Origin of the sequence: Rhizobacter koreensis (assembly GCF_013366375.1) — a bacterium.
In the GTDB taxonomy this organism is placed as follows: domain Bacteria; phylum Pseudomonadota; class Gammaproteobacteria; order Burkholderiales; family Burkholderiaceae_C; genus Schlegelella_A; species Schlegelella_A koreensis.
The window spans coordinates 1-13,312 of the sequence record NZ_JABWMJ010000015.1 but is presented as its reverse complement, the minus strand read 5'-3'; the positions used below and the strand labels follow the sequence as shown (position 1 = coordinate 13,312).

Genomic DNA, 13,312 nt, shown 5'->3' with positions numbered 1-13,312 from the left:
TCGAACTTCGGCGCCGCGCGCGACATGAACTTGGGAGGGCATCCGCATGCGAACACTTGATGCGTCGTCCAGGACCGCCGTCAAGGCCGTCATCGACGCCCATCTGCCTGAGCTGAAGATGCTGCCCGGTTTGGTGGGCGTCGAGCCTGGCTTTCCGATCGTCGACGGAAGCATCCTGCGCGAGCCGGCGATCCTGGTCTTCGTGTCCCACAAGAAGCCCCCGACCGAAATGCTGCTCGAGGATCGGGTCCCGCGTCAGCTCGGGCCCTATCGTGTCGCAGTCATGCAGGCCGATCCCTGGCGCCAGCTTGGAGCCAAGCTTGCAGCCGAAGGCTCCGAGATCGACCTGGCAGCGGATGCCGGCAGCCTGTCGTACGAGGGCATCGAGGGCGATCCGATCGACGTCGAACACCAAGTGGAAAGCTCATTGCTCTGTCACCTCGGTCCAGACGCGGGTTGGCCGGTCTTGAAGCCATTCCTGGAAGCCACCCGATCGTCATTGACCGTCGCGATGTACGACTTCAATGCGGCCTACATCGCCAAGACCTTCATCGACACCATTCGAGACGGAGACATTGAGGCAGCGCTGACCTGGGACGACAGCATGACCGCGCCGGAAACCGAGATCCGTGCCCAACTCAGACAGCGCCTGAAGAGCCGCCTGGACGGCGCGATCATCCAGTGCGGGTCGGGGCGCCGCTTCGCATCCGCCTACCATGCGAAGGTGGCCGTTCGGGACCATGCGTCGTTCTGGCTGTCCAGCGGCAACTGGAGCAAGCGTAGCCAACCAGACATCGATCCGATTGGCGACCCCACCACGGCCAATGGCATGTACTCCGCTGGCAATCGTGAGTGGCATCTCATCGTGGACGATGAAGCTCTGGCCCAGCTGTACGAGCGCTACATCCGCCATGACCTCGAGGCGGCCAAGGCCGACCTGAAGGCAGGCGAGCCGGGCGTCGCGCTCGACGTCCAAGGCGGATGGCACTTCCCCGATGTGCTCGTTCCGATCGAATCGTTGACTGCTGAATCCGGACTGGCACTCGCGACCGTTGAACCGATCGCGCCGGAAGCGCTGCCGTCGGTGCCGCGGCGCATCAAGGTTCAGCCGCTGCTGACGCCGGACAACTATGTGGGACGCGTCGTGGATTGGCTGGCCTCGGCTCGCCGCTCGATCTACCTGCAGTTCTCGTACATCACCTACTCGGACAAGCCCTCCGACGAGCGCTTCACCCAGCTCCTGCTGAGTCTCGCCGAACTCAGCTACAAGCCGGGTCTGGACATGCGCATCATCGTCGGCAACAACGGTGCCGCCGACAAGGTCCGGCGACTGGCGGAGGCCGGATTCAACGAGGCCGTGTTTCGCGTGCAGAGCAACGTGCACAACAAAGGCATCGTGCTCGACGGCGAGTCGGTGCTGGTCAGCAGTGCCAACTGGTCCGCAGACGGCGTGCTGCGCAACCGCGACGCCGGCTTGATCGTGCACGACCGCGAGGTTGCCGGCTACTTCAGCCGCGCGTTCGTCGATGACTGGGAGTCGAGGGCCAGGCCGACGCTCGCCGATGACGCGCCCGTGCTGATTGCGCCGGACGACGGCAGTACGCCCTCAGGCATGGTGCGCATGGCCTGGCGCGACTACTTCAGCTGATTCGAGAGTCAAGTCGAGTTGCGAGCGCGCCGGGTCAGTCCGGCGCGCGGGCTCGACCGCGCGCCCATACGATCCGGCCGCGGATGACGCTGTAGTGGCTGCGACATCCGCGCTTGCGCCACACCGACGGATGCAGCGAGATCTCCCCGGCCGGGTTGACGTTGGCTTTCCAGCGAGGCCTGTCGGTCGGAATCAGGCTCAGTGACACCAACGCTTGACACCCGCAAGGGCAGACCATCGCCGCGGACCAGGCCTCGGGCCCGTCGCCGATGAGGTAGACCACGCCCGGTGATGGTTCGTCGGGGGTGTCTTCGACGCGTTCCCACCGATAGCGCGCGGTCCCCAGCGTGAGCCGCCGGATCCAGGAGGGGAGGGCGAGCTTCCAGCTCATGCACCACCGCTCAGTTCGGGCCAGTCCAGCAGCGGCTCGACGTCGCCCCTTCCAGCATGTCGCGAGAGAACAGGACACGGCTGGCCGTCCGCCTCGTGCTCGAAAATCCCATGGCTGAGGCTGATCCGGGTCACCGAATGCTCGGCGTTTGGATCCAGTCGGTATGGATGCAGACGAGCAAGGAACTCGTTGACCGCCAGGCTGGCGATGAGAGTGTTTAGCTGAACGACGGCAGGGCGATCTTCCTGGACTCCACGGAGATAGCCCTCGTCGAGCAGGCGCTGGTACTGCTGAGGGTCGGTTCGCATCATCCCTGCCGCACGTACCTGCTCGAGCGAGTACACGTGTCGACTCAGCAGGCTCGATCCGCCCGGTTGCAGGTAGTGCACCGAGCCGCACACCTGGTTCACACCGCCCATCCCGTCGGCTTCAATCTTGACGCCGAGATCGAAATACGGGATCAGGTAGAAGGTGGCGAGCTTGTTGAGTAGGTGTCTGCCGTCGATGGTGTCCATGCAGCCGAACAGCACGTCACAGCTGGCGAGCTCGCGCACGACGACGGGGTCGAACAGTGTGGATGCAAGCGTCTGCACGGTGGTTCCCAAGCCCATCGCCGCGATCGCACGTGCGGCGACATCGACCTTGAGTCGCCCTTGCTCGGCATCGTCCCGCGTTGTGTTGGCGATCCGGTTCAGGTTCTTGTCCTCGACATGGTCCGGATCCACCAGCACCAGTGAGCCGATGCAATTGCGCGCCAGCTGCTCGATCACCGGACTGCCCGTTCCCGAACAACCGACAACCCCGACCTTGAGCCGGCGGAGCCGCTCGAAGGTCCCGCCACCGAAGGTCTGGGCGATCCGGCGACCGTGCTCGGGTACAGCGGCTGCCCCGCCGCCGCCATCAAATCGCTCGATGTCGTCGCCGATGACATGGACGGCTTGCAGCGGCTGGAACTGCCCGTCTTCGCTAACGACCCTGCCGAACAGCCGGCCGTCATCCATCAGGATCGCGCTGGCGTGCACGGGAGCGCGATCGACCCAGGCATACAGAGACGGAAAGAGCAACCGGTCAGACTCATCGTCCGTCTGCGAGAAGCGGTCGTAGCCGCGGTGGCCGTGGATCTTCACGACGGCCAGTCCGAGCTTGTCGGCGACTTCGAGCCAGGGCACGATGAGTTCAGTGGGCCACGTGACCGCATCCGGCCGCCGGTCGCAAGCTTCGTGGGGAATCAGGTGAACCTGGCGCACCAGAAGTCGCAGGGGATTGCCGCCGCGTGCCATCCCACACAGAAGGATGGCGACAGCCTCGCACCCGTCTTCGGGCAACAAATGGCGCGCCAACTCCGCGCGCTGCCGTGCGGTCAGGGTCAGGGAGGCTGACATGATCAGGCCTTGTTCGCTTCCCGCTCGAGCCACTCCTGGATCAGGGCGAAATGCGTGCTGAGACTGTCGATTCCAGGACGCCAGGGGTTCATGGGCGTGCGGTGACGGCTCCAGCGTTGCCAGACCGTGCCGTCGAAGGGTTCATCGCAGATGGCATTGATCTGCCGGCCCGACGCGAGGACCAAGGCGGGCCGGAAGTAGGCCATGTCGATCTGCACGTCAGGGTAGCCAGGCTCGATGCGGACGCTCACCGAGACGCTGGGCACCGTGTATCCGGCGGGAACGGGCAGACCGTGCACGATCACCCGGCGTTGGCCAGGATCCGCCACCAGCTCGAAATTCAGCCCCAGTCCGTCTAGCCAATCCTGATCCTCCGCAGGCAACGAGAACTGGCGGCGCGGCGCATCCAGCCCCTCGGTCTGGTCCAGGGGGAGCGTCACGAAGCGCTCGACGCCAGGCGCACGCAAGTCGACCGGTTCGTCCAGGCCAACCCGCTTGGGCTGCGTCCCGGGCAGCTTGATGTAGATCGCGAACTGCTCGGGCGGTACCTTCCCCGCCTGGGCAAGCAACTGGCGGCCGGTCACGACGGGTTCGGTCAAGACGTACAGGATCTTGTCGATCATCACGCGGTATTCGCGCTTGCGGCGATCATCGTCTTCCGCGCCGGACTCGGGTGCCTGGGTTTCGTTGGTGTTCATGGTGTAGCCTCTTTCAGTCTGGCGCCGCCCTGGCACCTACCAACACATGCGCACAAGCCAGGACTGCTCGGACATCTGCAGGAGAATCTTGCCTCAGATGTCCGAACCCGTGACCGTCGCGCGCATACAGTCTCGTGAATCCGCCCACCGTCACCGAAGCTGCTTCGGGTTTCGTCTCCATCGATGAGGTGGCTGCAGTCATGGAGCGGCTTTCCTCAGCCGACTCCGCGCGCTTGGCCCAGCTGGCGCGCCTGCGCTGCTTGGGGGCGGTTGGACTGGAGTGGCAGGACCTGCTCCATGAAGCGTTCATCCGGGTCCTGGATGGTCGCCGTCGCTGGCCGCGCGACGTGCCCTTTGTGGCCTTCATTGCCCAGAGCATGCGCAGTATTGCCTCGGAAACCAGGCAAGCGGACATGGTCGAGTTCGGTGCGCTCACGGAACATGAGTTCGGGGACGACCATGGAACTGTCAATGTGGTGGCCAGAACGGACATCACGCCGGAGCGTGAGATGGCCGGCCGCCAGATGCTGATCGAAATCGAAGCGCTGTTCGCGGAGGACGCGATCGGACTTTCTGTCCTGGAGGGGTTGGCCCGTGGCGATTCGGCCGGCGAGGTGCAAGCGCAACTCGGGTTGGACCCAACGACCTATGCCAGCACACTGCGTCGCATCCGCCGGCGCCTGACCAACTACTTGCTCCCTACTGAAGCATGAGGCCATGATGATCAAGACACGACATCCGGAGCAACTGATCGACGCTATGGAGGCCATGATCCTGACGGCTGATGCCGACGACTTGTTGTCGGCCCCCGCGGGGAGCTTGGCGGTGGCTGCTCTGCAAGTGCAAGAGATCGCCAGGCGAAGCCTGGCCTCGCGCAATGACCGGGACACTGCTGCGCAGCCACGAAAGAGTGGCAGGAGTGCTCGTGGCCCCGGACCTTTGATGGACTATCTGAAGCGCCTGGTCACGGCTCGCCCGGAAGTCTCGCCGAATCTCGCCGCAGCGTTCGCTGCGGGAAAATCACCGAGCCAGGAGGAGGTCGAAGCGCTGGCCGTCGAACTGTTGAAGACTCGACTGAGCAGTCCCAAGCCAAATCGGAAGCGACAAACCGGGGGCTCGCGCGGCTGAGGCGTAGCGCGAGTACAGGAAGGGGGAGGCAGTGACCGCAGAAGTCGTCGTGATGAATCGATTGGGCGTGGCCCTGGCCAGCGACAGCGCAGCCAGCGTCCTTGTTGGGGGCAGAACAAAGCTGTACCACGCTGACAAGCTGTTCATGCTGTCGAATGTGCGACCGGTCGCGGTCATGGTCTACAACAGTTCGTCGCTGCTTCAGGTTCCGTGGGAGACCATCGTCAAGTCCTTCCGGAAAGAACTGGGCGATGTGGCTTACGACACGCTGGAAGAATACGCCGCAGCGCTGATTGCGTACTTGAACCGCAGTCACGGTATGTTTCCAGAGGACGTTCAGAAGGTGATGTTTCTCCATACGTTGGGTGTGCTCTTCAAGGAGATCGATCGCGACGTTCGGCGGGATGCGCTGGAGAAGTACTTCGCTGACGGTGCTGATGATGGTCACAACGCGCTGCGAGAGGCGGCGGAGCCTTGCATCGCGCGTGTCTTCGAAGAATGGGATGCGAGCCCGGACCTGGATGCAGCGACCTTTCCGTCGACCACGGCTATGACTTTCGCGACGCGGCTCTCCGGTGAGATCAATCGCCTGATCAGCGAGAACTTCTCATACCTCGGCGCCAGCGAGGTGCAGTCCCTGACTCGGCTGGCCCGACTGGTGATTCAGAAGCAGAAGATGGTGACGGACACCTACTCGGGTCTGGTGTTGGCGGGTTTCGGCGAGAAGCAGTTCTTCCCAGTCTTGCAGTCCTACAAGGTCGGCGGCGTGTTCGAGGGACACCTGAAGTACGTTCTCGAGGAAACGTTGCGTGTCGACGTCGACCATCCGGCCGTCATCAAGCCCTTCGCGCAGTCGGTCACCGTGGAGGCATTTCTCTATGGTGTCAATCCACAGCTGTACCTGGACTTCGCGAAGGCAGTCCTAGAAACCGTCCTGGGCCTGCCTGACGAGATCATCGACGGCTTCCCGGGTGCCGGAAAGAAGCGCAAGGAAGCGTACCGAGCCACAGTGGCCAACGTGGCCACCGATGCTGCTGCCGATTTGGTGGACCAGTTCCAGGACCTGCTGAAGGCGCGGCACTATGAGCCGGTCCTGGCTTCGATCGCACACTTGCCGAAGAACGAGCTCGCGCATGTAGCCTCGACGCTGGTCAACTTGAGCTCCTTCCAGAAGCGAGTGTCGATGATCGAAGACGAGACAGTCGGTGGACCGGTGGACGTCGCCGTCATCACCAAGGGTGACGGATTCATCTGGGTCGATCGCAAGCACTACTTCAAACCAGAACTCAACACGCACTTCTTTCGAAACCGTCAGGCGACGATGCCAAGGCCCGCTCCGGGAGATGCAGAATGACCGACAAGTCCCAGCGCAAAGAGAAACTTCGCCGCGAACAGCATTTGCAACAGGTCCGTGAGCGCGCCGACAAACTGCTCGACGAGTTGGCCAAGCGTGACCCTTTGCTGGCCCTTGCGCGTTCGCAGAGACGTACTGCGCAGGAGCGTCCCAATGAGATTGCCGCGTCCGTGTTGACGCTGCTGCGGGAGCAGTTGAATCGCTGAGTCTGGAAGACGCACAGGCGGAAGCCGGCTTGGCCGTGGAGACGATCTGCCGCGAGAGCGGGTTCTCTGGCGCCACGTTCTACAAGTGGCGCGCCAAGTTCGGCTGCTGGGAAGCGTCCGACGCCAAGCGGATGCGCGCGGCAGCATCAGCAACGCGGTCAGAGCGCCAAAGGCCAGGGCGGCGGCGACCTCGCCCAGCGGTGCGCGGATGGAGTGAATCGTGGCGGCGACACCGACGATGCGTCTGCGGCCGTGCTTGAGGCGACATTGGCCGCCACGTTCCGAAGGATCGGCCAAAGCTCGCCCGCACCCGCCTGCAGAACCACCGTGCCTGGCCGCTACAAGTACTGATGCCGTTGCGTCGCACTTGCGCCAGCCAGTGCGCGACGGTTGCGTGGAAGCTGATCCAGAGGCGACAAAGATGCCCCTGCGTGAGGGGACTACGCCGAGGCAAAAGGTCCGGATCAGGCCGTCCACCTGGACACGGTGGGCTGCCAAACCCGGAGCCCCCGCTCCACGGCAGGGCTCCGCCCTCAGTCGTCCAAGTCGAGAATTCCTGCAGCAAACCAGCCGCCGATGACTCCGGTTGTCGAGTTGACGCCGCGGATCAACAACTGCGGGTTGTCACAGGTGGCCGGCAGGACGGCAGTGTTCAAGAGTCGAGCACTTCTCGAATGCCGGGCTGCGAAAGCCCAATCCCGGCGAGGACTTCGGGCAGGTTCGATACGTGTGGCGGTACTGAGATCGGTGAAGGATGGATTTCGGCTGCGTGGGCAAGCGCGCCTTAGCAACGGCCGACGTGCTCGGTCACGGCGCGCACATTGGCGCCATCGTTGAGCGGCGCGAAAGTGGCAGCTGCGCTCAGTACGGCGGCCGGCCCGCACTTTCGCGGAGTTCGCCGCGGACCCGGACCGGCGTTTGAGACGGCCCAACGGGACGTCGACGCGCTGGGGCGCCTTGCCGGGTCGTGCCTCCCACAGAAGCCGCACAAACGAACGCTTGTTAGGTGTAGAATTTCGTCGATTGGGCAGTGCAAAGGGCACGGGGGTCGACGGACATGGCTTCGAGCGGGTCAACGTCAGCAACGCGAAGTTTGCGCGGTCGAGCCGCGATCACCGGGGCGGGGCGATCGGCGGTGGGTCGGGTGGAGGGCCGCAGCGTCATGGCCCTGGCGACCGACGCCGCGCAGGCGGCACTGGCCGATGCCGGCCTCGATCGTGGCGCCATCAACGGCGTGCTGACGAGCGTCGCCTTCGCGGCCCCATTCCACCGCTTTAGCGTCGCTTTCAGCGAGTACTTCGGCATCGCACCGACGTTCTCGAACACGCTGCAGGTGTCCGGTGCGACGGCTGCGACGATGTTCAACATGGCCGCGGCGGCGATCGCGGCGGGCCTGGCGGACAACGTACTCGTACTCGGCGCCGACAGCCTGCTGACGGGGCTATCGCCCGACTTGGCGCTGCGCTCGATGACCGAGAGCCGCGACCAGCAGTACGAGATGCCGTTCGGGATCCCGGTCGCGAATACCTTCGCGATGACGGCGCACCGTCACATGAAGGAGTTCGGCACCACGCCCGAGCAGTTCGCAAAGGTTGCCGTCATTCACCGCGAGCATGCGATGCGCACACCCGGCGCGCAGATGACCACGCCGATCACGGTCGAGGACGTGCTGAACTCTGGTTGGGTGACCACGCCGTACCACAAGCTCGATTGCTCGCTGATCTCCGACGGCGCCGCGGCGTTCGTCGTAAGTGCCGCTGACCGCGCCGCCGCGGGCCGAAGCAAGCCGGTCTATATTCTCGGCGGCGGCGAGTGCTACACCCACGAGCACATCTTCCTTATGCCGTCGCTGACGACGACCGGTGCCGTTCAGTCTAGCGCGCGGGCCTACGCGATGGCCGGCGTGGCCCCGCGCGACATCGACGTGGCCGGCGTGTACGACTGCTTCACCGGGACGGTGGTGATGATGCTCGAGGACCTGGGGTTCTGCCCTAAGGGTGAGGGCGGGCGCTTCGTCGACGACCGCCAGATTACCTACGGCGGGAGCATCCCGATCAATACGCACGGCGGTCTACTGTCGTTCGCACATCCGGGCATGCCGGGTTCCCTGTTGCATTTCCTGGAAGTGGTCGAGCAATTGCGCGGGCGTTGCGGGGAGCGACAGGTGGCGGGTGCCGAACTCGGCCTCGTGCACAGCCTGGGCGCCGGCTTCGCCACGCAGGCCACCACGATCCTCGGCACGGAGGCCACGCTGTGAGACGCATTGACCCCAGCGAGGCTCACATCAAGCCGCTGCCCACGCCGGACGCCGACTCGCAAGCCTACTGGAACGCCTTGAAGGAAGGCCAGTTGCTGCTGCAGCACTGCAGGAGCTGCGGGCATGTGCAGTTGTACCAGCAGGCGGTCTGCCGGCGGTGCCTTAGCTCGCAGCTGGTTCACCGGCCCGCGAGCGGTCGCGGAACAGTCCACTCGTTCAGCGTGGTGCACCGCGCCCCGGGCCCGGCGTTCAAGCAGGACACGCCCTATGCGGTGCTGCTGGTCGAGCTCGAAGAAGGGCCGCGCATGATCAGTTCGCTGGTCGATGCGGACCCGATGTCGATCGACTTCGATACATCGGTCGAACTGGTCTGCGAACCAGCCGGCTCGGGCGCCGTACTACCGCGCTTCCGGCGGGCGAACCGATGACTCTTGGTGCACTCGACATGTGCGGCGATGCTCCGGAATTCAGGTCCGAAGTTGTCGGGCCCACGCGGCAGTTGCTGGAAATTCGCTTTCGTATCGACGTGCCATTTCCGGGTCGGGCGCTGCAAGTTCCGTGTGGCTCCGACGGACGAGTCGAGCTCGACGAGCTCGACGATATGTGCCGGCAGAACTATCTGTTCGCGCGCATCCTCGAGAGGCTGGGGCGCGCTCATAGCTGGATCGTCGGCGACACGTCGATGCCTTGTAAGCGCTCAATAGACCACGCCCTTGCGCCGCTGCCGAACCGATGATCGATCTCAGGTGAGCGCGATGCGCCAGGGTAGCAAGGCCTCGAAGTCGTCGACGGTCTTGGCCTTGGGCAGGGCCACGAGCAAGGCCTTGAGGTATCGGTACCCATCGATGCCGTTGACCAGGCAGGTCTGCAGCAGCGAGTACAGGTTCGCGCTGGCGTCGGCGCCGGCCTGCGTGTCGGCGAACAGCCAGTTGCGGCGTCCGATGGCAACGGCCTGCCCATAGGACCCCTCTTCTTCAAGTGCTTGAAAACATTGAGATCTGCTGGTCGTCCTCGTCGCGACATGGGCGACTTGTTCGCGAGATCGCGTCGACGACCCGCTGATCTGCCAGCGCGGCAGCGCGGATCTGGTACGGCGCACGCGGAACTACCTGCTCTGCGGACAACAATCCCTGCTTGATGAGGCTTCGGATGCGGTGATTGGTGACGCCCAGCTTCGCGGCGGCCTGCGACATGGTCAACCACTGACCATCTCCCTCGGCCGGCTTGTAGGCGGGGATGTCACGCACGCGCCGCATGGACGACACACGGTGCGCCGTCCATGTCTTGCCTTGGCCGGTGGGCATGCCCATGCGGTTGAGTGACGCCGCGATGTGTTCGTCGGACCACTGGCCGGCCATCCTTCGAATGACTTCCACCGCCTCCTCCGAGGTTCTGCAGCCGTGTTCTCCTGATCGAGGCTTGGCCACGCGAAGCTCGGAGTGTTGGCCGCCATGCCAGTGGATGACCAGGATGACCTCGCGTGCCTTCTCGTCGACGTCAACCACAATGTCCTGGACCAGGGCTCGCAGCAGTTGCTGACGAGCTCGGTTCGTCACTCCCGGCGCGTGCCACGCGGCATCGAGATCCTCGGCCAGGCCGCTGAAGTCGGGCCACTCGGCTTGAGAGTGGGCGGCTTGCAAGCTGGCCAGCTGGCGCTCGCAGGCCTGCACCCGTTGCAGAGCGGCCTCCCAGCTCTTCTCCAGTTGTGCGGCGATCAACCGGTTGTCCGGGTCGCAAGCGGCGTAACGCCGTTCGGCAAGCGTCGCGTCGTACCGGGCCTGCTGCAGTTCCAACTCACGAACGCGGCGCTGTTCAGCCTGGGCTTGCATGAAGGTGAGTTCGGCGTGACGTGCGGCATCGACCGCCAGGGGCTCGACGGCACGCAGAAGCTCGCGCGCCACCGCTTCATCGGGTCGTGAGGCCCCGAAGGTACAGCATCGCGGCTCGTGCGGCTGCGTACTCGGGTGCTCGCATCGATACACCGGCTGCGGCCTGCGGCCGCGGTAGGCCACCGAGAGCCTGCGTCCACACCTTGCGCAAGTCATCATCCCGGCCAGCAGCGCCGCGCCGCCGCGGCCGGACTTGACGCCACCTGCACGCCCGTATGCGTTCAGCGCCAGGAGCTTCTGGTTGCGCTCGAACTCTGCCCAGTCGATGTAGCCGTCGTGGTGATCCCTGAGCACGACCTCCCATTGGTCGAAGGGCTTGCCGTGCTTGTAGGTCTTGCGAAGACGCCCATCGACTAACGTCGTGCGCTTCTCGGTCTTGCCGTAGATGTAGGCCCCGGCGTAGAACGGGTTCTTCAGCAGGCTCATCACATTGCGGTAGCGGATCGGCGTCCAGTCGAAGCTCACGAGCTTCTTGCCGTCCGAGGGGCGCGGGAAGTGAACCCGCTCGGCTGCCAGGGAGAGGTAGGTCTGGCGAGCACTGGCGAGTTGACGAAACCGGGCGAAGACCAGATGCACGACTTCCTGCATGCGCAGATCGGGATCGACGGTCAGCCCGTACTCGCGATGCCAGACGTAGCCGATGGGGACGGTGAGACGAAGCTCGCCGCGTCGCGCCTTGGCGCGCGCGGCATCCAGCATGCGCGAGCGCAGGATGTTGAGCTCGAACTCGCTGATGCTGCCCTTCATCCCCAGCAGCAGGCGGTCGTTGGGGCGGCACGGGTTGTAGACGCCGTCCATGTCAATGACGCAAGCCTCGACGAGACCGCAGAGCTCGAGCAGGTGGTGCCAGTCCCGGCCGTTGCGCGCCAGGCGCGAGGCGTCTGAACACAGCACGGCACCGACTTCGCCAGCGCACAGCCACGCGACGAGCCGATCGAAGCCGGGGCGCTCGACCGTCCCGCTGGCAGAGAGACCGAGGTCGTCGTCGATCACTTCGACGCGTTGGAAGCCGCGGCGGCGGGCTTCCTCGACCAGGTCGTACTGGCGGCGCTTGCTCTCCAGGTTCATCTGGACCTGCGTCTGCGTCGACTGGCGCACGTAGACGACAGCCTTGCGGCGCAGCACGTCGGCAGGCAGCGGATCATGGTTGGACATCGTCGGCCTCCGGATCGTCAAAGCCGGCGGCCTGCATCAACACCGCGGCGAGTGCTTGCGTCGCCGTCGCGCGCTGCTCCGGCGTCACCGCCAGAAGCACGGACGTCTCGAACGCCATGCACAGCTGGCGCGGCCCGGCCAACAGAAGCTGCTTGACTGGCTGAGGAGCTGGACTTGAACTTGTCTTCATGCGGAGCCTCACCGAAGGTGTGATGAACACCTGGCGAGCTTCGCCGATGGCCGTGTTCGACGAGCAGGCGGTGCAGCTCGGCGAGAGCCGTCACCGACGCGCGTGGCGGACCCAGAGTGAATGCAGCGCAGGTGGCCTCGTCCAGCATCCAGCCAGCGACAGCGAAAACGACGCCGTGGCTCACCTCCACGTGTACAAGCTCGCCAGTGGCGCGGCGCTCGCTGTACACGCGACGCAAGCGACGGCCGTACAGCGCATGCCAACGGTAGAAGACCTCAACTTCTTGCCCGACATGGGCAGAATGAACCGGAACTGGCGAACGGGCGGATCGCGTTCTCACAGTCGTTGTTACCCGGCATGCTTCGAGCTCGCACTACCCTTGGCGCGGTCTTCCGGCGGCGGAGTAAGGTCCGCGCACCGGGATAGGGGCGACGGGAGCATGTGTTTGCGGGCAGGCCGGCATTAGACAATGAGCTGCGAGCTCGGGTTGTTATCTGGCTGCCCCTTCGATTCGCCCGGTTGCGCTGCGAGCGCGGATCCGTAGTTGTCGTGTTGCCCGCGAGCTTCCGCCGTGACTTACGCACTGCAGGAGATCGCTTATGAGAGTCATCGGTTTGGACGTGCATCGCAACTTCGCGCAGGTTGCGATCCTCGACGGAGGCCTGGTGAAGGATCACGGCCGCTTCGTCATGGAGCGCGAGGCGGTGTTGGCCTTCGCGAACAAGGTGCTGACCCCGGAAGACGATGTCGTGCTGGAGGCGACCGGCAATACGGCCATCATCGTCAGGCTGCTGACGCCCTTCGTACGCCGCGTGGTCATCGCCAACCCGCTCCAGGTGCGAGCCATCGCGTGGGCCAAGGTCAAGACGGACAAGATCGACGCTGCGACTCTAGAGCCGGCTCCGCTGGTTTGAACACGCAGCGGCCTGAGTTAAGTGGATTGGCTGCGGTTTGAAGTTCTTCAATCCCGGGCCCCTGCCAGGCCGCCGGAGGCGCCCCGGTTGAGCCCCTGTA

At 64.5% G+C, this 13,312-nt stretch carries 16 protein-coding genes and 2 pseudogenes; 11 read left to right on the top strand and 7 right to left on the bottom strand.

The features are described from left to right. Nucleotides 1-46 precede the first annotated feature (46 nt). The gene (locus tag HQN59_RS23020; protein WP_176071489.1) at nt 47-1,648 is read left to right on the top strand and encodes a phospholipase D-like domain-containing protein; all 1,602 of its coding nucleotides are present in this window, start codon (nt 47-49) and stop codon (nt 1,646-1,648) included. Between the two features lie 34 nt (nt 1,649-1,682). Here the strand turns inward: HQN59_RS23020 and HQN59_RS23015 are convergent, their stop codons facing one another. From HQN59_RS23015 to HQN59_RS23005, 3 genes are read right to left on the bottom strand one after another with little or no spacing between them, the layout of a single operon-like run. Then, nucleotides 1,683-2,039 (bottom strand): ubiquitination-like system serine protease family protein, encoded by a 357-nt coding sequence (locus tag HQN59_RS23015; RefSeq protein ID WP_176071488.1) that lies wholly within the window; start codon nt 2,037-2,039, stop codon nt 1,683-1,685. Beyond that, nucleotides 2,036-3,421, bottom strand: coding sequence for a ThiF family adenylyltransferase (locus HQN59_RS23010; protein WP_176071487.1), 1,386 nt, complete (start codon nt 3,419-3,421; stop codon nt 2,036-2,038). The genes HQN59_RS23015 and HQN59_RS23010 overlap by 4 nt, the downstream gene beginning before the upstream one ends. Nucleotides 3,422-3,423: 2 nt before the next feature. After that, nucleotides 3,424-4,119, bottom strand: coding sequence for a multiubiquitin domain-containing protein (locus HQN59_RS23005; RefSeq protein ID WP_176071486.1), 696 nt, complete (start codon nt 4,117-4,119; stop codon nt 3,424-3,426). Between the two features lie 134 nt (nt 4,120-4,253). Here HQN59_RS23005 and HQN59_RS23000 point away from each other — a divergent pair, with 134 nt between their 5' ends. From HQN59_RS23000 to HQN59_RS26635, 5 genes are read left to right on the top strand one after another with little or no spacing between them, the layout of a single operon-like run. Beyond that, on the top strand, nt 4,254-4,832 hold the full coding sequence (locus HQN59_RS23000; RefSeq protein ID WP_176071485.1) for an RNA polymerase sigma factor: 579 nt from the start codon (nt 4,254-4,256) through the stop codon (nt 4,830-4,832). A 4-nt stretch (nt 4,833-4,836) separates the two neighbouring features. Then, nucleotides 4,837-5,247 (top strand): hypothetical protein, encoded by a 411-nt coding sequence (locus tag HQN59_RS22995; RefSeq protein WP_176071484.1) that lies wholly within the window; start codon nt 4,837-4,839, stop codon nt 5,245-5,247. 31 nt (nt 5,248-5,278) lie between these two features. After that, complete coding sequence (locus tag HQN59_RS22990; RefSeq protein WP_176071483.1) at nt 5,279-6,601, top strand: hypothetical protein; 1,323 nt, start codon at nt 5,279-5,281, stop codon at nt 6,599-6,601. Next, nucleotides 6,598-6,807, top strand: a complete 210-nt coding sequence (locus HQN59_RS22985; RefSeq protein WP_176071482.1) for a hypothetical protein — start codon at nt 6,598-6,600, stop codon at nt 6,805-6,807. Before HQN59_RS22990 ends, HQN59_RS22985 begins: the two co-directional genes overlap by 4 nt. Continuing rightward, nucleotides 6,804-7,067 (top strand): transposase, encoded by a 264-nt coding sequence (locus HQN59_RS26635; RefSeq protein WP_259372773.1) that lies wholly within the window; start codon nt 6,804-6,806, stop codon nt 7,065-7,067. Before HQN59_RS22985 ends, HQN59_RS26635 begins: the two co-directional genes overlap by 4 nt. Before the next feature lie 273 nt (nt 7,068-7,340). Here HQN59_RS26635 and HQN59_RS26630 read toward each other — a convergent pair whose 3' ends face one another. Continuing rightward, the gene (locus tag HQN59_RS26630) at nt 7,341-7,463 is read right to left on the bottom strand and encodes a hypothetical protein (RefSeq protein ID WP_259372771.1); all 123 of its coding nucleotides are present in this window, start codon (nt 7,461-7,463) and stop codon (nt 7,341-7,343) included. Between the two features lie 26 nt (nt 7,464-7,489). On the opposite strand from HQN59_RS26630, the gene HQN59_RS27120 reads away from it, so the two are divergent. From HQN59_RS27120 to HQN59_RS22960, 4 genes are all read left to right on the top strand, one after another. Further along, a complete protein-coding gene (locus tag HQN59_RS27120; RefSeq protein WP_425342767.1) occupies nt 7,490-7,549 on the top strand; it encodes a hypothetical protein in 60 nt (19 codons plus the stop codon). 420 nt (nt 7,550-7,969) lie between these two features. Continuing rightward, complete coding sequence (locus HQN59_RS22970; RefSeq protein WP_246295116.1) at nt 7,970-9,064, top strand: thiolase C-terminal domain-containing protein; 1,095 nt, start codon at nt 7,970-7,972, stop codon at nt 9,062-9,064. Further along, nucleotides 9,061-9,492, top strand: coding sequence for a Zn-ribbon domain-containing OB-fold protein (locus HQN59_RS22965; RefSeq protein WP_342451288.1), 432 nt, complete (start codon nt 9,061-9,063; stop codon nt 9,490-9,492). The genes HQN59_RS22970 and HQN59_RS22965 overlap by 4 nt, the downstream gene beginning before the upstream one ends. Beyond that, nucleotides 9,489-9,800: a hypothetical protein gene (locus HQN59_RS22960; protein WP_176071479.1), complete on the top strand. Its 312-nt coding sequence runs from the start codon at nt 9,489-9,491 to the stop codon at nt 9,798-9,800. The genes HQN59_RS22965 and HQN59_RS22960 overlap by 4 nt, the downstream gene beginning before the upstream one ends. A 6-nt stretch (nt 9,801-9,806) precedes the next feature. Here HQN59_RS22960 and HQN59_RS22955 read toward each other — a convergent pair. The 3 genes and pseudogenes from HQN59_RS22955 to HQN59_RS26625 all read right to left on the bottom strand — a co-directional run. After that, a pseudogene (locus HQN59_RS22955) lies at nt 9,807-10,007 on the bottom strand (transposase domain-containing protein); the annotation flags it as partial. 31 nt (nt 10,008-10,038) lie between these two features. Further along, nucleotides 10,039-12,108 carry a recombinase family protein gene (locus tag HQN59_RS22950; RefSeq protein ID WP_176071478.1) on the bottom strand — a complete coding sequence of 690 codons (2,070 nt, stop codon included), beginning with the start codon at nt 12,106-12,108 and terminating at the stop codon, nt 10,039-10,041. Beyond that, nucleotides 12,095-12,226 (bottom strand): hypothetical protein, encoded by a 132-nt coding sequence (locus HQN59_RS26625; protein ID WP_259372770.1) that lies wholly within the window; start codon nt 12,224-12,226, stop codon nt 12,095-12,097. The genes HQN59_RS22950 and HQN59_RS26625 overlap by 14 nt, the downstream gene beginning before the upstream one ends. A gap of 686 nt (nt 12,227-12,912) precedes the next feature. On the opposite strand from HQN59_RS26625, the pseudogene HQN59_RS22945 reads away from it, so the two are divergent. Next, nucleotides 12,913-13,191 (top strand): annotated as a pseudogene (locus HQN59_RS22945) (IS110 family RNA-guided transposase); the annotation flags it as partial. Nucleotides 13,192-13,312: the final 121 nt, after the last annotated feature.